This is a genomic window from Bifidobacterium aerophilum (genome assembly GCF_010667685.1).
GTDB classification, from domain to species: domain Bacteria; phylum Actinomycetota; class Actinomycetes; order Actinomycetales; family Bifidobacteriaceae; genus Bifidobacterium; species Bifidobacterium aerophilum.
The window spans coordinates 1-24,111 of sequence record NZ_WHZW01000015.1 but is presented as its reverse complement, the minus strand read 5'-3'; the positions used below and the strand labels follow the sequence as shown (position 1 = coordinate 24,111).

Sequence of the window (24,111 nt, the reverse complement as noted above, 5' to 3'; positions counted from 1 at the left end):
CCAACAATGAAAGGAGGGCTTCATGATGACACTGGCAGAAGGCGGAATCGATCTGTTCATCCCCGAGACCTATGACATTGTGTGGTCCCTGATCATCCTTGTCATCGTTGCGCTGTTCTTCTACAAGTTCTTCCTGCCGAAGTTCAATGCGATCTTCGACGAGCGTGCGGCAAAGATCGAAGGCAACATCGCCAAGGCCGAACAGGCCAAGAAGGACGCTGACGAGGCGAAGGCCAAGTACGAGGCCCAGCTGAGCAACGCCCGCGTGGAAGCCTCCAAGATCCGCGACGACGCCCGCGCCGAAGCCTCGCACATCATCGCCGACGCCCGCTCCCGCGCCGAATCCGACGCGGCGCAGATCACCGCCAACGCGCAGCGCTCCATCGAGTCGCAGCACCGTCAGGCGATGGTCAGCCTCAAGGGCGAAGTCGGCACGCTCGCCGCTGCCCTCGCGGGCAAGATCCTCGGCTCCAAGCTTGAGGACGCGGACGTGCAGTCGAGCATGATCGACAACATGCTCGACGAGATGGACTCCGACAAGAAGTGACCGTCCGGCAGTGACTGTCAAGACTACAACGCAAACGTCAAGGAAAGGGAGGTGACCAATGCGAGGAGAAGCATCGCGCATCGCGGATCGCGTCTCTCGTGACTCGCTGGCACCCAAGCTGCGCGAGTGCGGCCAGGACACGTGGCGCATCGGGAACGAGCTGTTCTCGATCACCAACGTGCTTGACCACAACGTCCAGCTTGAACGCGCGCTCACCGACCCGTCGCGTCCGGTGGCGGACAAGGTCGCCGTACTCAAGACCCTGATCGGCGATCAGGCGCATCCGATGACGATGGAGATCATGACCGACCTGGTCGGTCGCCGTTGGAGCCGCGTGTCCGACATCGCCAACGCCGTGGAGGACTTCGGCGTGGACGGCATGATGTACTACGCGGACGCCACCGACGCGACCCTGCAGGTGTCGGTCGAGCTGGCCGAACTGCATTCGGCGCTGCTCGGCATGCCGGTCCTGCGCTCCCAGCTGTCCGACGACACCGCGCCCGCCGAAGCCCGCACCAAGCTGCTCAACAGCCTGATCGGCTCCAGCGACCTCAACAAGGTCACCAAGCGCCTCGCCGAACACGCGACCTGCAACCTGCGCAACCGTCGCTACCTGCAGACCGTGCAGTGGCTGATCAACAAGTTCTCGCGCCATATGGGCGAGTCGATGGTCACCGTGACCACCGCCACTCCGCTCAAGCTCGAGCAGATCAAGAAGCTCACGGCCATCTACACCAAGAAGGTCGGCCGCCCGGTGCACATCAACTCGGTCGTGGACCCGTCCGTGATCGGCGGCATGCGCATCCAGGTGGGCGACGAGGTCACCGACAACACGGTGGTCGCGCAGCTCCAGCATCTGAACCGCACCGTTCAGGCCAGCGCCTGACGACGAATATCCCGCCCGCGACCCGCGCACGAACACCGCGGACGAACGGCACGGGATCCCAAGATTTACCAATAACAACAAGGAGTGATCATGGCAGAACTTACCATTGATCCCACCACGATACGCAAGGCGCTCGATGAGTTCGTCGAGTCGTACAAGCCGTCGGACACGCCCACCCAGGAAGTGGGCTACGTGGCCACGGCCGGCGACGGCATTGCGCACGTGACGGGACTGCCTGGTTGCATGGCCAATGAGCTGCTGACCTTCGAGGACGGCACGCTCGGCCTGGCGTTCAACCTTGACGCCCGTGAGATCGGCGTGGTTATCCTCGGCGACTTCGCAGGCATCGAGGAAGGCCAGGAGGTCCGTCGCACCGGCGAAGTGCTCTCCGTGCCTGTTGGCGACGGCTACCTCGGCCGCACCGTGGACCCGCTGGGCAACCCGATCGACGGTCTGGGCGAGATCACGGACATTGAGGATCGTCGTATCCTCGAGGCCCAGGCCCCCGACGTGATGCACCGTCATCCGGTCGACGAGCCTATGTCCACCGGTCTTAAGGCCATCGACGCGATGACGCCGATCGGCCGCGGCCAGCGTCAGCTCATCATCGGCGATCGTCAGACCGGCAAGACGGCCATCGCGATCGACACCATCATCAACCAGAAGAAGAACTGGGAATCCGGCGATCCGAAGAAGCAGGTCCGCTGCATCTACGTCGCCATCGGCCAGAAGGGTTCGACCATCGCCTCGGTGCGTCAGAGCCTCGAAGAGGCCGGCGCGATGGAGTACACCACCATCGTCGCCTCCCCGGCTTCCGATTCCGCTGGTTTCAAGTACATTGCCCCCTACACCGGTTCCGCCATCGGACAGCACTGGATGTACCACGGCAAGCACGTCCTCATCGTCTTCGACGATCTGTCGAAGCAGGCCGAAGCCTACCGTTCGATCTCGCTGCTGCTGCGTCGTCCGCCGGGGCGTGAGGCCTACCCGGGCGATGTGTTCTACCTGCACTCCCGTCTGCTCGAACGCTGCGCCAAGGTTTCCGATGACCTCGGCGGCGGCTCGATGACCGGCCTGCCGATCGTCGAGACCAAGGCGAACGACGTCTCCGCGTACATTCCGACCAACGTGATCTCCATCACCGACGGTCAGATCTTCCTGCAGTCCGACCTGTTCAACGCGAACCAGCGTCCTGCCGTGGACGTCGGCATCTCCGTGTCCCGAGTCGGCGGCGCGGCGCAGACCAAGGCCCTGAAGAAGGTCTCCGGCACGCTGAAGATCTCGCTGGCGCAGTACCGCTCGCTGGAATCCTTCGCGATGTTCGCGTCCGATCTGGACGCCGCGTCCAAGGCCCAGCTGAACCGCGGCGCTCACCTGACCGAGCTCCTCAAGCAGCCGCAGTTCTCGCCGTACTCGATGGAACAGGAAGTCGTGTCCGTGTGGGCCGGCACCCACGGCAAGATGGACGATCTGCCGTTGGGCGACGTGCTGCCGTTCGAGCACGCGCTGCTCGACTGGCTCGACCACAACACCGACATCCTCGCCACCATCCGTGACACCGAGAACTTCACGCCCGACACCGAGGCGGCCCTCGACAAGGCCGTGGACGAGTTCCGCGCGACCTACGTGACCAAGGCCGGCAAGCCTCTGGTCGAGAAGAAGAAGGTCTCCAAGAACCCGACCCCGATCGAGCAGGAGAAGATCGTGTCCAACGCCGAAAAGCCGGAACACGATCCGAACAAGCACCCGATGGCCGGAGAAAAGAAGTAGTTCATGGGATCGCAACTCGCATTGAAGAGCAGGATCGCCTCCACGGGTTCGTTGGAGAAGATCTTCAACGCCCAGGAGATGATCGCGTCTTCGCACATTGCCAAGGCACGTGACGTTGCCCTGAACGCGAAGCCCTATGCCGATGCGATTTTCGATGCCGTACAGGCTGTGGTGGCCCATTCGCATATCACGCATCCGATCGTGAAGAAGGAAGAGGACAACCCCAAGGTTGCCGTGCTTGCTCTCACGTCGGATCGTGGTATGGCCGGCGCGTACACGTCGTCGATCATCCGTGAGACGGAGGATCTGCTGAACCGTCTCGAATCGGACGGCAAGCAGCCGGAGCTGTACGTATACGGTCGCCGCGGTGTGACGTACTACAAGTACCGCAACCGCGACGTCGCCGATACGTGGGAGGGCGATACCGACAAGCCTGGCGTCGAAGTCGCCGAGGCGATTTCCACGGCACTGATGAACGCCTACATGAAGCCGGCCGCCGAGGGTGGAGTCTCCGAACTCTACATCGTCTACACCGAGTTCATCAACATGGTCGTTCAGAAGGTGCGCGTGCTGCGCATGCTTCCGGTCGAGGTCATCGAATCCGAGCGTGATGCCGAGGAGTCCGGCTTCGACGCGCCGCATGACGAGAGCAAGGCCGCGCCGCTGTACTCCTTCGAGCCGAGCCTCGAAGAGGTGCTCGACGCCGTGCTGCCGAAGTACATCCAGTCGCGCATCCACGAGTGCCTGCTGGAGGCGGCCGCATCCGAGACCGCAAGCCGGCAGAACGCCATGCACACGGCCACGGAGAACGCCCGCAATCTGATCGACGACCTGACCCGCAAGCTCAACGCCTCGCGCCAGGCCTCGATCACCCAGGAACTTACCGAAATCATCGGCAGCGCCGACGCGCTGAACAACAAGGAAGAGTAGGAACATGGCTGAGAATCTTCAGACCACAGCACCTGCCGAGACGGCCGCAGAGCCGATCAATGGTCGCGTCACGCGTATCCAGGGTTCGGTTATCGACGTCGAATTCCCGGTGGGCCACCTGCCTGACATCTACAATGCACTGACCGTGCAGCTGACCAGCACCGGCAAGCATGAGGAAGGCGAGACCGCCCACTCCATCACGCTGGAAGTCGAGCAGCACCTCGGCGACTCGACCGTGCGTTGCGTCGCGTTGAAGCCGACCGACGGTCTGGTCCGTGGCGCCGTCGTGACCGACACCGGCGGCCCGATCTCCGTGCCGGTCGGCGACGTGACCCTCGGTCACGTGTTCGACGTGACCGGCCACGTGCTCAACAAGAAGGCCGACGAGACCATCACGGTCACCGAGCGTTGGCCCATCCACCGCAAGCCGCCGGCATTCGACCAGCTGGAGTCCAAGACCCAGATGTTCGAGACCGGCATCAAGGTCATCGATCTTCTGACCCCGTACGTGCAGGGCGGCAAGATCGGTCTGTTCGGTGGCGCCGGCGTCGGCAAGACCGTTCTGATCCAGGAAATGATCCAGCGAGTCGCGCAGAACCACGGCGGCGTGTCCGTGTTCGCCGGCGTCGGTGAGCGTACCCGTGAGGGCAACGATCTGATCGGCGAGATGGGCGAGGCCGGCGTGCTTGAGAAGACCGCTCTGGTCTTCGGCCAGATGGATGAGCAGCCGGGCACCCGTCTGCGCGTCCCGCTGACCGCGCTGACGATGGCCGAGTACTTCCGCGACGTGCAGAACCAGGACGTGCTGCTGTTCATCGACAACATCTTCCGCTTCACGCAGGCCGGTTCCGAGGTGTCCACGCTGCTGGGCCGTATGCCTTCCGCCGTGGGCTACCAGCCGAACCTGGCCGATGAGATGGGCGCCCTGCAGGAGCGCATCACCTCGACCCGCGGTCACTCGATCACCTCGCTGCAGGCCATCTACGTGCCGGCCGATGATTACACCGACCCGGCCCCGGCCACGACCTTCGCCCACCTCGACGCGACCACCGAGCTGTCTCGTGACATCGCCTCGAAGGGCATCTACCCGGCCGTGGACCCGCTGTCGTCGACCTCGCGAATCCTGGATCCGCGCTACGTCGGCCAGGCCCACTACGAGTGCGCCAACCGCGTCAAGGCGATTCTGCAGCGTAACAAGGAGCTGCAGGACATCATCGCCCTGATCGGTATCGACGAGCTCTCGGAAGAGGACAAGACCACCGTCAACCGCGCCCGCCGCATCGAGCAGTTCCTCGGCCAGAACTTCTACGTGGCCGAGAAGTTCACCGGTCGCCCGGGCTCGTACGTGCCGGCCGACGAGACCATCGAAGCCTTCACGCGCATCTGCGATGGCGTGTACGACGACGTTCCGGAGCAGGCGTTCTCCGGCATCGGCGGCATTGACGATCTCGAGAAGAAGTGGCACGACATGCAGAAGGAGCTCGGTGAGTGATGGCTGGATCCTCAAAGACCTTGATGCAGGTGAATATCGTCGCCGCCGACCACCCCGTGTGGCACGGTGAAGCGCGTTCCGTGACCATCCCGGCCTCCGAGGGCGAGATGGGCATCCTGGCCGATCACGAGCCGGTGCTGACCGTCATCAAGGGCGGTTCGCTCACGGTCGTCGACCCGGCCGGCGAACGCCACGTGTTCGAGGTCACTGACGGATTCATCTCCTTCGACTCGAACAAGCTCACCGTCGCGGTCGAACGTGGCCGCGACGTGGTCCGCACCTCCGGTACGGACGCCGCCGCCGAGTAGTTTCGCTCGGTTCGCGTATTTCAGGGGTCTCCCGCACACTGCGCTGTGCGGGAGACCCCTTTTGCTTGTTGCGGGGCCGCGTGCGGCTGCGGTATCGGCCGCATGATGCGCGGCCGATGCATGTCGTCGCGGCGAAATCGCCGCGGCACCCCACCCGGCGCTGCGCGCCACCCTCCCCTGACAGGGGAGGGAGAGATGATTGCGTAGGTATCGGCGTGATTATGCGGTTGCGCTCTCCCTGACAGGGGAGGGATGCGTTCGGCCTTGGCCTTTCCCTCTCTTCTCTGAACCGCACCCTGATTCGGCCTTGGCTTTCCCTCCCCTTTTAGGGGAGGGTGCCCGGCGCAGGCCGGGCGGGTGGGGTACTCGGCGAAGCCGCCGACAAACGGTATCGGCCGAAGGTCGATCCTGCCATCCCGTGCGTCATGCTACAGTGTTGCGACGTGCGAATTATTGTTGCTGACTGCTCCGCCGAATACTCCGGCCGACTGACCGCCTCGTTGCCGCCGGCCAAGCGCGTGCTGCTGATCAAGGCCGACAACAGCCTGCTGATCTTCTCCGAACTGGGATCGTACAAGCCGCTCAACTGGATGGCGGCGCCGTGCACGATCAAGGAGATCGTGCCGGAAGGGAGCGGAGACTCTGCGGACGCTGCGGACGGCGTTACATCCGTGGCCAACGCCGCCGATACGGCGAAAGATTCAACCGTGAGCCCCGACGATGATGATTCGCATGCCTCCGATGATGCGACCGAGTCCGTCGTCGGCAAGGATCCGTCAGAACTGACGCCGATCAAGACGTTGCGCGTTTCCGCCGACAAGTCGAGCGACATTCTCGAAGTGGCGCTGTACCGCGTCTACTCCGACGAATCGTACGATCTCGGCGAGGATCCGGGACTCATCAAGGACGGCGTGGAGGATCACTTGCAGCGCTATCTCGCGCAGCAGATCACCCGCATCGGTGAGGGCGCAAAGCTCGTGCGCCGCGAATACCCGACCGCGATCGGCCCGGTCGACATCATGGCCACCGATGCGGACGGCACGCATGTGGCGATCGAGATCAAGCGTCACGGCGGCATCGACGGCGTCGAGCAGCTCACGCGCTACTGCGAGCTGCTCAACCGTGATCCACTGCTGGCGCCGGTACGTGGCATCTTCGCAGCGCAGACCATCACCCCGCAGGCACGCGTCCTCGCGCAGGACCGCGGTTTCGAATGCCTCATCCTCGACTATGACGAGATGCGCGGCGTCGAGGACGACGCGCTGCGCCTGTTCTAAACAGGAATCGGCTTATCGCGGAATCGGCCCCCTGACGATCTGCCCATACCGCCGGGTATTCCCCCAAGGGAACGCCGGCTCCGCGTCACCATCAATGACGGGATCCGCGACGATGAGCAGCATGCCGGTCCGCGACACGAGCGACCACGCCAACCATCAGCATGACGACCGCGGCCATCAGCATGACGACCGCGGCCATCGCGAACAATCCCGCGACGGCGAACAGCACATCCGATAACAGCCCCGGCCCCACACCGCACGGGTGCATCCATCCGTCGCAGCCATTCGGATATTCGGCGGAGATCGACGGGTAATCGGCGGTCACACCGCTGAGTATCAGCAGCAGCATGGCCGACCATCCCAGCAACGGAGCCGAACCCAGCGCGCCGGCGCCGATCCATCCGCAGCGCAGCAGCCAGCGGAACAGCACGGTCAATGCCGCGGAGGCGAGCGCACAGCCGACAAACCACAGCAGCAGGTCCAGAACGACATCCATATGGTCATTGTCCCGCCGCGCCGCATCCGATGCCATCATGACGCGGTAATGTGCACGGTTCCGTTACCCGGTCATGGACGGCGGAACCGACCCCGTCGCCGGCCGCGTCTGCCGCGCGCATCCCAGACATCGTGACGATCGGACCAGAATGGCGACATCGGCCATCACCGGACACAGACCAAACGGTACGAACCGAACGGCATGGCCGACCATCACCGACGACCTTCGCTGACACCCTCCCTTGACAGGGGAGGAAAAGACCGTGAACCTCGAGATCGGTCCGACGAATAGCCATCTCCCCTGAAAAGAGCGGGAAGGCTGAAGTTTCTCTCCCTAGGGAAGGAAAGGCCAGAACACATCCCTCCCCTCTCAGGGGAGGGTGCCCGGCGCAGGCCGGGCGGGTGGGGTACCGCGGACGAAGTCCGCTATCAACCCAGCATCGGCCAAAGGCCGATCCCTATTCCGATCAGTACGTGGCGAGGATATCCACCACGAACACGAGCGTCGAATTCGCCGGGATCGAGCCGGTGGCCGAGCTGCCGTATCCGAGATCCGGCGGCACCACCAGCAGCACCTGCGAACCGACGGTCTGGCCGGCCAGACCCTGCGTCCATCCCTTGATCACCTGGGACAGCGAGAACGAGGTCGGCGTGCCCTTGTCCCACGAGGAATCGAACTGCGTGCCGTCAAGCAGCCAGCCGGTGTACTGCACCTTGACCGAAGAGGACTCCTCGACCTTGGCGCCGGAACCCTTGATCAGCGGCTGCACGACCAGCTTGTCGCTGCCCTTGTAGCCGTTCATGTCGATCGACGGCTTGCCGTCCTTGGCGCGCGTCACCTTCGGAAGGTCGGACGGCACGTCCTTGACCTCCTCGCCGGTCGCCTTGGTCGGATCCGGTTCGGCGGACACGATCGTGAGCGCCATAATGTACGACGTGCCCGCCGAATTCGAATCGTTCACGCCGATCGCGATCGTCGCGTTGACCTTCTGCCCGACGAACAGCTCCTTGTACGCCTCGTTGAGCTGGCTGCTGGTCAGATCCCACGAGCAGTCGGGCGTGTTCTTCTCCCACGTGCTGTCGAGCTCGGAACCGTCCTTGACGTTGACGGCGATGCCCTGCACGCACACGCGGTCGTCGGCGCTGACCTCCTTGCCGTCACCCTTCTGCAGCACGGCGTACGAGCCGTCCGCCACGGTCATCGGAGTGTTCGCCAGTTCGATCGTCGGCTTCTTGCCGAGCTCGCCGGTCGCGGTGATGCCGGCGATCTGCTTGAGGTTCTTCAGCGACGACTTGTCGGAGGAGTCTGACGACGATTCGGAGGACTTGGACGACGAATTGCCCGATTTGGACGACGAATCGTCCGCCTTGGAGGAGTCGCCGCACGCGGCGAGCGTCAGGCACATGCCGAACGCGCACACGCATGCCAGGGCGGCGTGCAGATACTTGGAGAATGTCTTGGTACGCATGGATCCAACACTAGCGTCCGTCCTTGATGAATCAGGACCGATGAATCAACGCCGATGAATCGGCCGGAGAACCGACGCGGATGAACCGGCATGTCTCTGATGCGCCGACGCCCACGACCGTACCCCCGTCCTGCACGCTTCTTGAGACGGTCAGACCGGGGATTGTAGAATGGGATGGCTATGACTGCGAACGAACAAGAACCTCAGCTTAACGGCGCGGACGAGAACGACGGCAAGCCCGTCGAATCCGGGCGCAAGGACAAGGCCGCGGGCAAACCCGCGAGAAGCAAGTCCGAGGCCCGTCGCGCGTGGATCATGCGCGGCCTGATCACCCCGATCCTGGGTCTGCTGGCCGTCACCTGCATCGCGCTGGGACTGCTCAACGCGACCATATGGAAGCCGAGCCGCGAGATCACGGCGGCGACGTCCGTCAGCGGCGTGCAATACGTCACGACCGATCCCGGCGTGCTGTCGTTGGTTGACAGCCAGGCCGAACTGACGGTCTTCTCGGCATCCTCCGGCGACAACGTCTGCGTCGCTCTGGGCTCCGGCAAGGACATCAACGGTTGGCTTGCCGGCTCGGCGTACGCGCGCGTGACCGGCATGAGCAGCTGGACGCAGCTGTCGAGCGAACAGGTCAAGGCATCCGGCACGTCCGACGCGTCCGGTTCGTCCGATGAATCCTCCGCAGTCGCGTTCAAGGACTCCGACATGTGGACGAAAGTCAGCTGCGGCAACGGCACCGTCACGATGAAAACCGACGTGTCGTCCTCGTCCCCGACCATGGCGGTGATCGACCTCGGCAAGTCCGGCAAGGCCGATGTGTCGCTGCACTGGGTGCGCCAGACGCTGCCCGATTTCGCGGTCCCCTTCTACTTCGCGGGTGGTCTGCTGGCAGTCATGGCCGCCCTGACCGCGTCGCTGTTCGCGATGCCGCCGCACAAGCGCCGCAAGCGCACCGTCGCCGGAACCGCGGTCCAGGCCGAAGAAGTCAAGGTCAGCGAGGCTATCGCCGGCAGCTGGTCGGCGATCCGTCCGAAGCCCGCGTCCGAGACTCGACGCTCCCGTCGACGTCACGCATCCCACCGGATCACCGACACCGGCACGATACTGCCCGTCGAAACGACCGGATCGCAGCCGACAATCGTCGACCCCGCGTCTCGCAACCTCGTCGCGGAAGCGGCGGACGCAGCCGGTGCCGACGATGCCGCAACGAACGAGCCGGTCAGCCACGAGCAGCCGGCGACGGAACCGGACAAGGCCCAGCCGGAACAGCAGACGTTCGACGAGGCGGCCACCTCCGTGATCACGCCCGCGGAACTGCAAGCGTACTTCGCGCGGCTCGCGCAGGAATCCGGCACCACGAACGACGAGGAGGCGAAATGAACAGGACGATGAAAACCATCGCGGCGGCACTGGCGCTCGCCGCGTCCCTGTCGCTCGCCGGATGCGAAGGACAGGTCCCGCAGGTCTCGTCCGGCACCACGACGTCCGGCACGGCGACGGCGACACCCGACCTGACCGAAGCGCAGGAGCAGGCGATCCGCAAGTCGATCCTCGATGCCTACCATGCCGCGGGCGACGAGAAGAAGACGGACGGACTCGACGCACGCGTGACCGGACCGGCATACGACATCTACTCCAGCCGCATCGCCATCGCCAAGGCCTCCAACAGCGCGGTCGACAAGTACGCGACCATCCCCGACGAAATCGCACAGACCGTCATCCCGACCGACTCCGGCTGGCCGCGCACCGTGTTCAGCATCACCACCACCACCGAGGACCAGCAGTCCAAGCGACTGCTCGTCATGACGCAGGAATCCGCGCAGTCCAACTACAAGCTGTGGGGCATGGCCCGCCTATTCCAAGGCACCACGCTCCCCAGCTTCGCCGTGCCGAAGATCGGCGCATCCATGGGCAGCGCGACCGACAGCGGACTCGTCGCGACGCCCGTCGACGCGGTCAAGCAGTACGCCGACGTGCTCGCCAACGGCACGAGCAGCAAGTACGCCGCGAACATCGCCGACGACGAACTGCGCCAGAACCTCGCCACCACCACCAAGCAGGTGGCCGACGGCATGGCCCGCAACAACGGCACGCAAAAGCAGACCTTCACCCCCGTCGACGGCGCCATCTACGTCATGCGCTCGGTCGACGGCGGCGACCTCGTCGTCGCCCAGATCAACTCCGAATGGACCCGTCAGGCCGGCGAAGGCCGCGAATCCCAACCCGCCTCCGACGACGAACGCGCCCTCTTCGGCAACGGCAAATCCACCAGCACCATGAAGGTCTCCTACGTCAACACCATCGCCCTCTACGTGCCGTCCAAGGACTCCGGCAAGCAGATCACCGCGGTGGGAGCTGATAGGCAAGTCGTCAAAGTCGAAGCCATCTAGATGACAGGCAACGGAGCGTCCTCTGCGTTGCTCCTCGGTCGACGTGCTTAAGCACGCCTTCCCTCGGTGCGCCTTGAGGCCGCACGCGTTGCCTGTCATCTAGCAATCGAATAACGGAGCGTATACGGCCTTACCTCAGCGCTCGACGTGCCAAGCACGCCTTCGGCTTCGGACGGTCATCTCCGCACGCGTTATTCGATTGCTGCGTAGTCGGAGCGTTCCTCTGCGTTGCTCCTCGGTCGACGTGCTTTGTCGGATAGTCCACTGGACTATCCGTTTGACGGCTCAGCGCCTTCCCTCGGTGCGCCTTGAGGCCGCACACGTTGCCTGTCATCTAGCAGTCGAATGACGGATACGCAGCGCCTTCGGCTTCGGACGGCCGTCTCCGCACGCGTTATTCGATTGCTGCGTAGTCGGAGCGTCCTCTGCGTTGCCTGTCATCTAGTGATCGTGCCTATAGTTGTTGCGGACTGCAATACGCACTAACGGAGGCATCATGGTAGATCAGTATGATTCCTGGCTGGTCGGTCAGGGCAACAACACTGCCGCAAGCGGCGACCTCAACGAACTCAAGCACCAGACCAAGGCCGAACCGGGTCAGCCGGGCGGCGCGCCCGCGTCCGGAGCGTACGTGATCGACGTCACCGAATCCACGTTCCAGGCGACCGTGCAGACCTCCGCCACGTTCCCGATCCTCCTGCTCCTGTGGACCGCGAAGGACGACCGCCTGTTCGACATGGCCCGCGCGCTCGGCGACGCGGTCAACAAGCTCGACGGCAAGATCCAGCTCGCCCGCATCGACGTCAACGACAATCCGCAGATCGCACAGGCGTTCCGCGTCACCGCCGTGCCGGCGCTGTTCGCGCTCGTCAACGGCCAGCCGATGATGGTCGCGCAGCCCGGCGTGCTCACCGACGACGAACTGCAGCAGGTCACCGACGCGGCCATCCCGCAGATCATCAAGCTTGCCCAACAGCAAGGCGTGACCGGCACCGCGCCGTACTCCGGCGATCCCGAGGCCGACAGGAAAGCCGCCGAGGAAGCGGCCGAACAGGTGCCGCCGGAACACGAGGAGGCGCACCGTCTGGCCCAGTCGGGCGACTACTCCGGTGCTGCCGCAGCGTACGCGAAGGTGCTCGAAGCGAATCCGGCCGATGCGCTTGCCGCGCGCGAACGTTCCAAGGCGCTGCTGCTGGCGCGCTCCGCGACCGCCGACGTGCGTGAGGTGCGTGCCGCTGCGGCCGCTCACCCGGACGATGTGGACGCGCAGCTCGCCGTCGCCGACATCGACATGATCGGTGGTCAGATCCAGGATGCGTTCGATCGACTGCTGGACTTCCTCGCGGCCGGGCACAAGGCCGATCTTGAACCGGTGCGCAAGCGTCTGCTCGAATACTTCGAGATCCCCGAGCCGACCGACGAGCGCTTGAAGCGCGCCCGTCGCCGTCTCGCCACGCTGATGTTCTGAAACGTTGCGGATTTAAAAAAGTGGGGATTTGCCTACCATGAAAACCGCCAAATCACGGCTTTCATGGTAGGCAAATCCCCACTTTCCATTTCTGACGGAGGGTCTCAGTTGCCGGTCATGTCGCCGGCGGCGACGTAGACCGCGTGCGAGCGGGTCACCTTGTTGACACGATATGTGTTGTCGCCGAGAATGCCATCGGCACCCATCGCAAGACACCGATTCGCCTCGCGGTAATCGCTGCCCACGCCCGCGTAGATCGGCACGTTGTCGCGCCGCGCTCGCCTGACGATCTCAGGGGTGAGCCGCGTGCCGCGCATCACGACGAAACTCACGCCGTTCGGCCATACGACGGCCGGGCGGCCTTTCGGGCTGATGCATTTGCCGACCGTCCAACCCGGATGTCGCGTGCGCAGCAGACGGATCGCGCGATCGTTCGTGGCCATGAGCATCGCGCGATCGGCGAACCGGTGCCGTTCGATCACGCGTGCCACCGCCGCGGTCAGGCGAGGGGCGGCCTGCGCGCCGGTTTTCAGGTCGAGCAGCAGACTGATATGGTCCGACGAACGTTGCGCGGTCTCGATCGCCTGCGCCAGCGTCGGCACATGGTAGATCATGCCGCGGTCGCGCATGGGAATGTGCGCGAGTTCGTAATCGGTGAGCTTGGAGACGCGCACGTCATGACCGTTCGCGGCGAGCCGTCCGGTACGGGAGTCATGGAAGACGACCGGCGTGCCGTCAGCGGTCAGGCGCACATCGATTTCGGCGTAATCCGCGCCGTCCGCGGCCGCGTTGGCGATAGCCGCGAGTGAGTTTTCCGGTGCGGAGTCGTCGCCGCGATGCGTGATCGCGACCGGCCTGACCTCCCACTGGTCGGCGAGTTCGCGCCGGCGCAGCCTCGCCGCCGCGACCCCGGTCAGCACCAGCACCAGACACAGCAGCGGCGCCAGCCAACGGACCATGCTTCGGATCATGCCGGGACGCGCGTCCGGTCGAGCTGTGCGGCCGTATCGATCATCCATCTCGCACCTCCTGCAGGGCAAACCACAACCCTTTGCCTTCATTATGGGCGCGGATGCCGGGGAACGGCATCATTCTTCGGGACGAATTGTCGCCCGGGGAGCGCGAAACGAAAACCCGTTTCCGCACGAAAGCGCGGAAACGGGTTTGATGGTGGGCCCAAAGGGGATCGAACCCTCGACCTTCTGTTCCGGAGACAGACGCTCTATCCACTGAGCTACGGACCCAAGCAACGCACTACTTTACACGCCGGGCGGACCGAATGCGAATCCCGGCGCGCGAACGTCCGCAATCGTACCGGGCCGATGGCGGGCCGGCGGGGTCCTGGCTGCCGTGCGGCACGCAAGGCGCCGGAACGCCGGCAAAACCGCCGTGGCGCGTGCGATCGCGTCTACACTGGGGTTATGGCTGATAACCTGAACGATTTTGAGTTTGAGCGTCGGTTTTTCTGCCGTCACATGCCGGCCGAGCTGGACGACGGGGACGCGCCGTCGCTCATCGTGCAGAGCTATTACGTGCACGACGGCAATTACGCGTTGCGCGTGCGGCTCGAAACCCGCGCCATGCGCCTCGACATGACGCCCGACCTCGATCCGCTCGCCGTACTGCGCGAGTACCGCGACCTGTTCCGCGAGGCGTACGTGACGGTGAAGGGGCCGTCCGTGGGCGGCACGCGCTACGAGGCCGAACGTGAGATCGATTCGCGGATCGCGGCCGAACTCATGATGCGCGGCGGCGCGCCCGTCATCAAGAACCGGTATTCGGTCTGGCTGGACGAGGACGGTTGGAGCATCGACGTGTTCGGCGGGGCGAACGCGCCGCTCATCGTCGCCGAGGCGGAGCGCAGCAGCCCGGTCACGAACCTGATCATCCCGAAATTCTGCGTCACCGAAATCACCGATCAGGCGCGGTTCAGTAACGACGGGCTCGCCGGCCGGCCGTTCGGCGAATGGAAGGACGATTTCGAGCGCGAGCTCGCGGCGGAAGGACCGCAGTTCATGCAGTTCTTCGGCAAGAACCGCATGGTGTGATCGACTGGGCCGGGGTCGGGGCGAGCCGATGGTGGCCGGCTCCAGGCTGGCCGGAACCGGCCGAACCGTCAGTGGCGGTCGTCCTCACTGCGTTCGAGCAGCGACCGGTCGCGCGACCAGTCGACCAGTGCGGGCACGACCTCGTCCACGAACCGCAGGTAATCCTCGGCCGTGTTGTAGATGTAGGCGGACAGACGCATGTAGCCCACGCCGTCGAAGCTCGTGAACGTCGCCTCGCATCCAAAACGCTGGATCACGTTGCGGCGCACGACCGCCGCATCCTGATCGTCCCTCACCAGTCCTTCCGGCAGACGCACCAGACGCATCGCGGGGGCCGGGCTCGCCAGATCCACCACGTAATCGGTGCCGTCGCCGCCGCAGGCCTCGGCGAACGCGTCAGCGATCAGCCGCTGCGCCCAATCGGCCAGTGTATTCGCGTACGCGCGGATCCGGTCCCAGCCGAACTCGCGGTCCAGATACGCCAGCGTGACCGGCGCGCACAGCCATGCCGTGTAGTCGCCGGTGCCCTGCTCGTCGAACCGTTCGGGATACGGCAGGTCGCGGCCCCACGAGTCGATGAGCGGATACAGCTCGTTCGCGACGGCCGGCGCGGCGGCGATCACCGCGGTCGCGCGCGGATTGCAGACGAACTTATGCAGGTTGCCGGTCCAGTAGTCGGTGCCGAGGTCCATCGGGTCGCCGGGGACCAGACCGGGCGCGTGCGCGCCGTCGACCAGCACGCGGATGCCCTGCGCATGCGCCACCTCGACCACGCGCGCCACGGGGAACAGCATGGCGGTCGCGGACGTGATCTCGTCGACGATCACGAGTTTCGTATGGGCGTTCATGCCGGCCGCGAACGCCGCGACGATCGTGTCGTCGTCCGCATCGATCGGGATGTGCACGACGCGCAGGGTCGTGCCGGAACGCAGCGCGTGGCGTTCCGCGCCCATGACGACCGCGCCGTAGCCCATGTCGGACACGAGGATCTCGTCGCCGGGCTTGAGGCGCAGCGAATCGCACACGACGGTCGCGGCGGCCGAGGCGTTCGGCACGAAGGCCATCGCCGCACGGTCGATGCCGAGCAGGTCGGCGGTCCGTTCGCGGGCGTCGGCAAGCAGGCCGGGCAGGGCCTGGAACCACTGGCAGGGCGCCTGCTCCATGCGGTCGCGCAACTGACGCTGGTGGTCGAGGACGGCGGCCGGAACCGCACCGTACGAACCGTGGTTGATGTGCGGCATGCCGGGCGTGAGCCGCCACAGGTTGCGGGCGGGCGTGCCGGTCTTGGTGAGCAGCGGGCGGGGTGCGGCGTGCGTTACGGTCATGGGAAATCCTCCATTGGTGTGGGCCGATACGAACTTGCTGTACAAGGTACTACGAATACGCACAGGGCGGCGGCGGGATGTCATTCCCGTCGCCGCCCTATGGATCGTCGGTGTCGCGCCGCGCCGTCACGTGACGTGCCGCGCGACACGGCGTCATCGTGTCAGCCCTTGGCGATGAACGCGAGCACCGGGTTGCCCTGCCAGTTGAACTGCACGTCGTCGATGTCCTTGCTGGTCGCGCCGAGCGCGTTGACGTTGTAGATCGGCACGGACGGCAGGTCGTTGAGCAGGATCTCCTCGGCCTGCTGGTACAGCTTGTTCGCCTCGTCGGTGGACGATGCGGCGGCGGCCTTGTCGAGCAGCGCGTCGAACTCGGGGTTGAGGTACTTGTCGTAGTTCGAGCCGCCCTTGTACGCCGCGGTCGAGTAGATCGGCTTGAGGTAGTTCTCCAGCGACGGGTAGTCCGGGCCCCAGTTGTCGTTGTACGCGGTGTGCAGCGTATCGTCCTTGAGTGCGGTCAGGTACTCCTGCTTGGTCGGGATCGCGTTGGTCTTCACGTCGATGCCGAGCGTGTTCTTGAGCTGGTTGGCGACCGCCTCGTAGGTTTCGCGCAGGCTGGAGCCGTCGGCGTTGTACGAGATGGTGAACGTGCCGCTCCACGGCGAGATCTTGTCGGCCTCGGCCCACAGCTTCTTCGCCTCGGCGGCGTCGAACGTGAGCACGTCATTGCCCTTGAGGGAATCGGAGAAGCCGTTGATCGTCGGCGACGAGAAATCCTGCGCCGGGCTGGCCAGACCGCTCATGATCTTGTCGCAGATCGTCTGGCGGTCGATCGCCTTGGAGATCGCCTGGCGGCGCAGCGTGCCCTCCTCGCCGGAGAAGTGCTCGAGATCGGTCGGGATGCCCAGCATGATGCGGTTCGGGCCGGGCTTGCTGATCGCCTTGATCGACTTGTCCTTGAGCAGGTTCTTGAGCGCGGTGGCCGGCAGCTGGTTCATCACGTCGAGGTTGCCGCCCTGCACGTCGGCGTACTGCGCCTTCGTGTCGGTGTAGATCTTGTAGTGCACGCCGCCGTTCTTCGGCTTGTAATAGCCCTTGTAGTACTCGTTCGGCACAAGGTCGATGCTGGAATTGTGCGACCACGCCTTGAACTTGTACGGGCCGTTGCCCACCGGCTTCTCGCCGTAGCCCTTCGGATCGCTGTAGAAGCCTTCCGGCAGCGGGTCGAAGCCCATGTAGACGAGCATGGTCGGGAAGATCGAGCACGGCGCGTTCAGCTTGACCTTGAAGTGCGTGTCATCGACGACCGTGAGACCGGAGAGCTGTTCGTCGCCCTTGAGACCGTCCTTCTGCAGGTCGTCATAGCCGGCGATCACCGACATGAAGCTCGAGTTGAGCTGCGCGTTGGCCGCGTTCGCCGTGTAGCTCCATGCCTTCGTGAAGCTTTCGGACGTGACCGGCGTGCCGTCGGAGAACTTCCAACCGGACTGAAGCGTGATGTCGAATTCGGAGCTGTCCGCGTTCGGCTCGATCTTGTCGGCGACCTCGTTGATCAGCGTGCCGTCCGGCTTGGTGGTGACCAGGCCGGTGTACAGCATCGTGTTCACGACCAGCGAGCCGTTCGACTCGTTCGTGTTGCCCGGGATCAGTGGATTCTGCGGCTCGCCGAGGCCGAACGTGACCACGTCGTCGGCGCTGTCAGATCCCTGCTTGCCGCTGGATCCGCATGCGGCCATCGACACGAGCGTCGCGATCGCGGCCACCGCCGCGAATGCCTTGTGTAGTCTTCCTGTCATCGTTCTTCCTTCCATTGCCTTCCTCGTCCCGCCGCGGTCATCCGTCGGCCGACGTTCCCCGTGATGATAGTGCCGTGCGTCTCGGTTCGCGTAAACGTCATATTTCGATCACGTTAGGTGCGTACCGGTTCGGGCCGCTATGGTGAGACACCATAAGCAAACAATGGGTGATCGATATCCAACGAAAGGAATCCCACATGCTGAACGATGACGAACGGCGGCTTAAGCAGCGCGCGCTCGACTGGTTCGACGAGCACCGCGACGAATACGTGAGCGATCTCATGCGCTGGGTGTCGGTCCCGTCCGTGTCGGACGCGTCGGCGGGGCGGCCGGGCGCCCCGTACGGCAAGGGCGTCGCCGACATGTTCGACGAGATCGCGTCCACGGCGGCCGGGTACGGCTTCGTTTCCGTGAACCACGAGGGCTACGCGATGTCGGTGTACGCGAACGAGGCGGACGTCGATTCCACGCGCGACATCGCGATCCTGTCGCACGCCGATGTCGTGCCGGCCGGGCCGGGCTGGCTGTCCGACCCGTTCAAGCCGTACGAACGCGACGGCTATGTCGTCGGCCGCGGCGTGCACGACGACAAAGCGATGTGCGTGCTCGCCGTGTTCCTCATGCGGTTCCTGCGCGAGCAGGGCATCGAGCTCGACCACACGCTGCGCCTGATGTATGGCGGCGCCGAGGAGACCGGCCTGCACGACATGGAGCATTACGTCGCCGCGCACGGCGCCCCGTACCGCACGTTGGTGACCGACTGCGGATTCCCGGTCAACTACGCGCAGAAAGGCGAGATCACGTTCGACTGCACGCTGCCGCTGCCCGATGCGATTGAATCGCTGACGGCCGGCGTCGCGCCGAACGCGGTGCCGGGCGAGGCGTTCGCCGTCGTGCGGCTGGGCGACGGCGACGCTACGGGCGGTGCGGACGGTGACGCTGCGGCGGAACGCGCCCGCCGGCTCGCGGACTTCCTCGCGTCCGGCACCGAGGACGGCGGCACCTTCGAACTGGAACCATTGGACGGCGGCCGCGTGCGCATCAAGGCGATCGGACGTTCCGGCCACGGCGCCATACCGCATCTCGCGCTCAACGCCGTGCACGTGCTCGCCTCGAAGCTCGCCGCGGCGCCCGATGACCTGCTCGCGGCCGACGCGCGCACCCTCCTCGCCACGATCGACGGCTGGGCCGTGCCGCCGTTCGGCGACGGGTTCGGCTTCGCGTTCGAGGACGAGGACACCGGCAAGACCACCTGCAATCTCGGCATCGTGACCGGCGGCGACGGCGAGGTCCGTCTCACGTTCGACATCCGGTACGCGGTCACGCAATCGGCCGACGACGTCAGGTCCGCGATCGAATCGTCCGTCGCGGCGGCAGGCGGCACCGTGAGCGACATGACCGTCGACAAGCCGTACTACGTGCCGAAGGACGACTGGCAGGTCACGACGCTGGTCGCCGCCTATGACGACGTGACCGGCATCCCGGCCGAACCGTTCTCCACCGGCGGCGGCACGCATTCGCGCGTCGTGCCGAACTCGATCAACTTCGGTCCGGCCTTCCCGGAGGATCCCGAATCGGTCGTCACGCTCACCGAGGCCGGCGTGATCGCGCCGCAGCCGACGTTCGTCGTCAACGGCGGCGCGCACGGCGCGAACGAATGCATGGCCGTCAAGGATTTCCGCAATGCGTTCCCGATCTTCGTGATCGGCCTGCTGCGCTACGACGCGGCGCTGAGCGAACGCGAGTAGGCGGACAGGCGACGTAGCCGCTGCGTCGGGCGCGGCCGCGTCCACCGTGCGGGACGGCCCGTCCCGGCACGATCGGGCGAATCTACAATGGGCACCGTCGCAGTCGTAGACAATAGGTGAAGGAGCATCGTCATGAGCGAAAAGATGGAAGAGGTGGCGACCTCGCAGGCCCCGGCCGCATTGGGCGCTTACAGCCAGGCCGTCAAGGCCAACGGATTCGTGTTCGTCTCCGGCCAGCTGGGCATCGACCCGGCCACCGGCGAACTGGCCGGCCCGAGCGCGGGCGACCAGGCCGCGCAGGCGCTCAAGAACATCAAGTGCATCCTCGACGCCGCCGGAACCGGCATCGAGCACGTCGTGCGCGCCACCATCTACCTCAAGAACGTCGAGGACTTCAAGGAAGTCGACTCCCGTTACGCCGAGGTGTTCATCGGCTCGGTCAAGCCGGCCCGCGTCGCGTTCGGCGGCAACGACATCCCCAAGGGAGCGCTCGTCGAGATCGACGCCATCGCCGTGCTGTGACGCACGTGACGCGTCGCGGCGCCCGGTAGCGCGCGGCGACGATCGGTCACGCTCATCAGTCGCATGCGGGTCCTCTCCGCGGCGCATGCCGTCGCGAAGAGGACTTTTTCATGCCCATCCGTAAACTATGCACACGGTGGTTCACCGGTGCTTCGCCGCACGGCGAATGACCTCACCGTCATCACCGCGAATGAAGGAGCAATCAATGGCGACGCAAGCCCCTGACGACACCCTCGACACTGCAGACACCGCAGACACCACCGATACCGGGCTCGAACGGCGCATGGAATCGCGTCACCTGACCATGATCTCCCTCGGCGGCGTGATCGGCACCGGACTGTTCGTCAGCTCCGGCTACACCATCAACCAGGCCGGTCCGCTCGGTGCGATCCTCGCCTACGCGATCGGCTCGCTGCTTGTCTACTGCGTCATGGTCTCCCTCGGCGAACTGTCCGTCGCCATGCCGTACGCCGGCAGCTTCCACCTGTACGCCAAGCGCTTCATCGGGCCGGCCACCGCGTTCGTGATCGCCGTGCTGTACTGGCTCAACTGGGCGGTCGCGCTCGCCTCGGAATTCACCGCGGCCGGGCTGCTCATGCAACGCTGGTTTCCCGATTCGCCGGCATGGGTGTGGTCGGCCGTGTTCATCGCGGTCGTGTTCGCGCTCAACATCCTGTCCGTGCGGCTGTACGGCGAGGCCGAATTCTGGTTCGCATCGATCAAGGTGTTCGCGATCGTCGCGTTCATCGTGATCGGCCTGCTCGCGATCTTCGGCGCGATCCCGATCGCGGGCCGCCCGGCCGACGCCGGCGCCCCGCTGTTCGGCAATTTCGTCGCCGACGGATGGCTGCCGCGCGGCGTCGCGCCGATCTTCTCCACGCTGCTCACCGTCGTGTTCGCGTTCTCCGGCACCGAGGTCGTGGGCGTGGCCGCCGGCGAGACGCGCGACCCGGGCAAGGCGATCCCGAAGGCCGTGCACACCACCGTGTTCCGTCTCGCCATGTTCTTCATCGGCTCGATCGCGGTCATGGCCGCGCTCATCCCGTGGCATCAGGCCGGCGTGGACACCAGCCCGTTCGTGCTCGTGTTTCAGTCGATCGGTATGCCGTTCGCCGGCGACATCATGAACTTCGTGGTCCTGACCGCCGTGCTGTCGGCCGCGAACTCCGGCCTGTACGTGTGCTCGCGCATGGTGTGGTCGCTCGCCAAGGAACGCCTGATCCCGGTGCGGTTCGCCAAGACGAATTTCCGCGGCGTGCCGGTGTGGGCGGTGCTGTTCTCGATGTGCGGGTCCCTCCTGGCGCTGCTGTCCAGCGTGATCGCCGCCTCGACCGTGTACCTCGTGCTGGTGGCGGTGTCGGGTCTGGCGACGCTCGTGGTGTGGTTCTCGGTGGCGGTGTGTCACATCCGGTTCCGCCGCGAATGGGTGCGTGGCGGGCATGACGTGTCCGAACTGGGATACCGTGCGCCGGGATACCCGGTGCTGCCGTGGCTGGCGATCGTGATGTGCATCGGTGCGCTCGTGCTCGTGGCGCTCGACGAATCCCAGCGTTCTACGCTGTACTGCATGGTGCCGTTCGTCGCGCTGTGCTACGGCGGCTACTGGGCGATCGAACGCGCGCGCCGGAAGTCAGACTCGCCGGTATCCTTGGAAGAATGAGTCCTGAAGCCCTGAGCGAACTGATTTCGCGTATTGCCCATGAACTGGTTGCGTCCGGCAAGGCCGGCAACCTCACCGATGATCTGATCCCGCCCGTCGACAAGCTCACCGTCATGCGTCCGAAGGATCGCGCGCACGGCGACTGGGCCTCGAACGCCGCCATGCAGCTGGCCAAGAAGGCCGGCATGAAGCCCCACGACCTGGCCGAACTGTTCGCGGCCGGTCTGACCGAAGCCGACGGCATCAAGTCCGTCGAGGTCGCGGGCCCCGGCTTCATCAACATCACGCTCGACTCCGCGTCCGCCGCGGCCGTGGTCGACCAGGTGCTCTCCGCCCCGGCCGACGCCGAATCCGGCGTCTCCACGTTCGGTCGCAACACGCACCTCGCCGGCAAGACCCTGAACCTCGAGTTCGTCTCCGCGAACCCGACCGGCCCGATCCACATCGGCGGCACCCGCTGGGCCGCCACCGGCGACTCGATGGCTCGCGTGCTCGAGGCGAACGGCGCAAAGGTCGTGCGCGAATACTACTTCAACGACCACGGTGAGCAGATCAACCGCTTCGCCAAGTCGCTCGTCGCCGCCGCACACGGCGAGGAGACGCCGATCGACGGCTACAAGGGCGCGTACATCAACGAGATCGCCGACCGCGTGATCGCCGAGGCCGAGGCCGACGGCGTGGACGTGCTCGCCCTGCCGCGCGTCGATGGCGGCCTCGACAAGGACGGCAACCCGCTCGGCGAGGGCGATTCCGAGCAGCGCGAGGAGTTCCGCAAGCGCGCCGTGCCGATGATGTTCGACGAGATCCGCAAGTCGATGAAGGAGTTCCGCGTGGACTTCGACGTGTGGTTCCACGAGAACAGCCTGTACACCGACGGCGAGGTCGACCGCGCGATCGAGGTGCTGCGCGAGCGCGGCGACATCTACGAGAAGGACGGCGCGACCTGGTTCGAGTCGACCAAGCACGGCGACGACAAGGACCGCGTGATCCTCAAGTCGAACGGCGAGTTCGCGTACTTCGCCGCCGACATCGCGTACTACTGGAACAAGCGCCACCGCGCGACCGATCCGGCCGACGTGGCGATCTACATGCTCGGCGCCGACCACCACGGCTATATCGGCCGCATGATGGCCATGTGCGCCGCGTTCGGCGACAAGCCGGGCGAGAACATGCAGATCCTGATCGGCCAGCTCGTCAACGTGCTCAAGGACGGCAAGGCCGTGCGCATGTCGAAGCGCGCCGGCAACGTCGTCACCATCGACGACCTCGTCGAGGCGATCGGCGTGGACGCGGCCCGCTACTCGCTGGCCCGCACCGACTACAACTCGCCGGTCGACATCGACCTGAACCTGCTTGCGTCGCACTCCAACGACAACCCGGTGTACTACGTGCAGTACGCGCACGCGCGTTCCTGCAACGTGGACCGCAACGCGGCCGCCGCCGGTATCACGTACGAGGGTGCGGACCTCGCTCTGCTTGACACCGAGGCGGACGGCGAGGTGCTTGCGGCGATCGCCCAGTGGCCGGCCCTGCTGTCGCTGGCCGGCGACGCGCGCGCTCCGCACCGCGTCGCGCACTACCTGGAGGATCTGGCCGCCGCGTACCACAAGTGGTACAACGTGGAGCGCGTCGTGCCGATGGAGCTGACCGATCCGGAGGCTCGTGGCGACGAGGCCGAGGTCGTGCGCATCGCCAAGGCCCCGGAACCGGCCCGCGCCGCCGCGCGACTCAAGCTCAACGACGCCGTGCGCGACGTGATCGCCGCCGGCCTCGACCTGCTCGGCGTCACCGCTCCCGACAAGATGTAACGGCCTTCGGCCGTTGCCGTATCCCGCGACGCTGTCGCTGTTTTATTTCCTTTTGCTCCCCCTCTCAGGGGGAGCTGTCGAACGCAGTGAGACTGAGGGGGTATCGAGGGACATACCGTATGGACCCCCTCAGTCAGCTTCGCTGACAGCTCCCCCTATCAGGGGG

Annotated in this window: 20 protein-coding genes and 1 tRNA gene; 15 read left to right on the top strand and 6 right to left on the bottom strand. The window is 65.2% G+C overall.

Translation table 11 applies throughout. From position 1 onward, the window contains the following. Positions 1-25: 25 nt before the first annotated feature. From GFD25_RS07920 to nucS, 7 genes are all read left to right on the top strand, one after another. The gene (locus GFD25_RS07920) at positions 26-547 is read left to right on the top strand and encodes a F0F1 ATP synthase subunit B (RefSeq protein WP_163146883.1); all 522 of its coding nucleotides are present in this window, start codon (positions 26-28) and stop codon (positions 545-547) included. A gap of 58 nt (positions 548-605) precedes the next feature. Continuing rightward, a complete protein-coding gene (locus GFD25_RS07915; protein ID WP_163231642.1) occupies positions 606-1,433 on the top strand; it encodes a F0F1 ATP synthase subunit delta in 828 nt (275 codons plus the stop codon). Between the two features lie 90 nt (positions 1,434-1,523). After that, positions 1,524-3,203 carry a F0F1 ATP synthase subunit alpha gene (atpA, locus tag GFD25_RS07910; RefSeq protein ID WP_163231640.1) on the top strand — a complete coding sequence of 560 codons (1,680 nt, stop codon included), beginning with the start codon at positions 1,524-1,526 and terminating at the stop codon, positions 3,201-3,203. A gap of 3 nt (positions 3,204-3,206) precedes the next feature. Next, positions 3,207-4,133, top strand: a complete 927-nt coding sequence (locus tag GFD25_RS07905; protein ID WP_163231638.1) for a F0F1 ATP synthase subunit gamma — start codon at positions 3,207-3,209, stop codon at positions 4,131-4,133. A 4-nt stretch (positions 4,134-4,137) separates the two neighbouring features. Beyond that, on the top strand, positions 4,138-5,625 hold the full coding sequence (atpD, locus tag GFD25_RS07900; protein ID WP_163231636.1) for a F0F1 ATP synthase subunit beta: 1,488 nt from the start codon (positions 4,138-4,140) through the stop codon (positions 5,623-5,625). Beyond that, on the top strand, positions 5,625-5,933 hold the full coding sequence (locus GFD25_RS07895; protein WP_163231634.1) for a F0F1 ATP synthase subunit epsilon: 309 nt from the start codon (positions 5,625-5,627) through the stop codon (positions 5,931-5,933). Before atpD ends, GFD25_RS07895 begins: the two co-directional genes overlap by 1 nt. A gap of 443 nt (positions 5,934-6,376) precedes the next feature. After that, positions 6,377-7,210 carry an endonuclease NucS gene (gene nucS, locus GFD25_RS07890; protein WP_163231632.1) on the top strand — a complete coding sequence of 278 codons (834 nt, stop codon included), beginning with the start codon at positions 6,377-6,379 and terminating at the stop codon, positions 7,208-7,210. Positions 7,211-7,301: 91 nt separating this feature from the next. Here nucS and GFD25_RS07885 read toward each other — a convergent pair whose 3' ends face one another. Both GFD25_RS07885 and GFD25_RS07880 read right to left on the bottom strand, forming a co-directional pair. After that, the gene (locus GFD25_RS07885) at positions 7,302-7,745 is read right to left on the bottom strand and encodes a hypothetical protein (protein WP_163231630.1); all 444 of its coding nucleotides are present in this window, start codon (positions 7,743-7,745) and stop codon (positions 7,302-7,304) included. 427 nt (positions 7,746-8,172) lie between these two features. Then, positions 8,173-9,174 carry an FKBP-type peptidyl-prolyl cis-trans isomerase gene (locus tag GFD25_RS07880; protein WP_239512489.1) on the bottom strand — a complete coding sequence of 334 codons (1,002 nt, stop codon included), beginning with the start codon at positions 9,172-9,174 and terminating at the stop codon, positions 8,173-8,175. Positions 9,175-9,489: 315 nt separating this feature from the next. Here GFD25_RS07880 and GFD25_RS07875 point away from each other — a divergent pair, with 315 nt between their 5' ends. The 3 genes from GFD25_RS07875 (at position 9,490) to GFD25_RS07865 (ending at position 13,038) form a co-directional block, all read left to right on the top strand. After that, positions 9,490-10,560, top strand: coding sequence for a hypothetical protein (locus GFD25_RS07875; RefSeq protein ID WP_163231730.1), 1,071 nt, complete (start codon positions 9,490-9,492; stop codon positions 10,558-10,560). Then, positions 10,557-11,570 carry a DUF8094 domain-containing protein gene (locus GFD25_RS07870; protein ID WP_163231629.1) on the top strand — a complete coding sequence of 338 codons (1,014 nt, stop codon included), beginning with the start codon at positions 10,557-10,559 and terminating at the stop codon, positions 11,568-11,570. Before GFD25_RS07875 ends, GFD25_RS07870 begins: the two co-directional genes overlap by 4 nt. A 496-nt stretch (positions 11,571-12,066) precedes the next feature. Then, entirely contained in the window at positions 12,067-13,038 is a 972-nt protein-coding gene (locus tag GFD25_RS07865; RefSeq protein ID WP_163231627.1) for a tetratricopeptide repeat protein, read from the top strand. A 104-nt stretch (positions 13,039-13,142) separates the two neighbouring features. Here GFD25_RS07865 and GFD25_RS07860 read toward each other — a convergent pair whose 3' ends face one another. After that, positions 13,143-13,997, bottom strand: a complete 855-nt coding sequence (locus GFD25_RS07860; protein WP_163231625.1) for a glycerophosphodiester phosphodiesterase family protein — start codon at positions 13,995-13,997, stop codon at positions 13,143-13,145. Between the two features lie 209 nt (positions 13,998-14,206). Beyond that, a tRNA-Arg gene (locus GFD25_RS07855) sits at positions 14,207-14,282 on the bottom strand. A 177-nt stretch (positions 14,283-14,459) separates the two neighbouring features. Here GFD25_RS07855 and GFD25_RS07850 point away from each other — a divergent pair. Next, positions 14,460-15,086, top strand: coding sequence for a CYTH domain-containing protein (locus GFD25_RS07850; protein ID WP_163231623.1), 627 nt, complete (start codon positions 14,460-14,462; stop codon positions 15,084-15,086). 68 nt (positions 15,087-15,154) lie between these two features. Here GFD25_RS07850 and GFD25_RS07845 read toward each other — a convergent pair whose 3' ends face one another. Continuing rightward, on the bottom strand, positions 15,155-16,411 hold the full coding sequence (locus GFD25_RS07845) for an aminotransferase class V-fold PLP-dependent enzyme (protein WP_163231621.1): 1,257 nt from the start codon (positions 16,409-16,411) through the stop codon (positions 15,155-15,157). Between the two features lie 161 nt (positions 16,412-16,572). Next, the gene (locus GFD25_RS07840; RefSeq protein WP_163231619.1) at positions 16,573-18,207 is read right to left on the bottom strand and encodes a peptide ABC transporter substrate-binding protein; all 1,635 of its coding nucleotides are present in this window, start codon (positions 18,205-18,207) and stop codon (positions 16,573-16,575) included. A gap of 197 nt (positions 18,208-18,404) precedes the next feature. Between GFD25_RS07840 and GFD25_RS07835 the strand changes: the two genes are divergently transcribed. The 4 genes from GFD25_RS07835 to argS all read left to right on the top strand — a co-directional run bounded on the left by GFD25_RS07835 (position 18,405) and on the right by argS (position 23,945). Then, positions 18,405-19,955 carry a Sapep family Mn(2+)-dependent dipeptidase gene (locus tag GFD25_RS07835; RefSeq protein ID WP_163231617.1) on the top strand — a complete coding sequence of 517 codons (1,551 nt, stop codon included), beginning with the start codon at positions 18,405-18,407 and terminating at the stop codon, positions 19,953-19,955. 132 nt (positions 19,956-20,087) lie between these two features. Further along, on the top strand, positions 20,088-20,477 hold the full coding sequence (locus tag GFD25_RS07830; RefSeq protein ID WP_163231615.1) for a Rid family detoxifying hydrolase: 390 nt from the start codon (positions 20,088-20,090) through the stop codon (positions 20,475-20,477). Positions 20,478-20,682: 205 nt separating this feature from the next. Further along, positions 20,683-22,137 carry an amino acid permease gene (locus GFD25_RS07825; RefSeq protein ID WP_420837552.1) on the top strand — a complete coding sequence of 485 codons (1,455 nt, stop codon included), beginning with the start codon at positions 20,683-20,685 and terminating at the stop codon, positions 22,135-22,137. After that, complete coding sequence (gene argS / locus GFD25_RS07820; protein WP_163231611.1) at positions 22,134-23,945, top strand: arginine--tRNA ligase; 1,812 nt, start codon at positions 22,134-22,136, stop codon at positions 23,943-23,945. The genes GFD25_RS07825 and argS overlap by 4 nt, the downstream gene beginning before the upstream one ends. Positions 23,946-24,111: the final 166 nt, after the last annotated feature.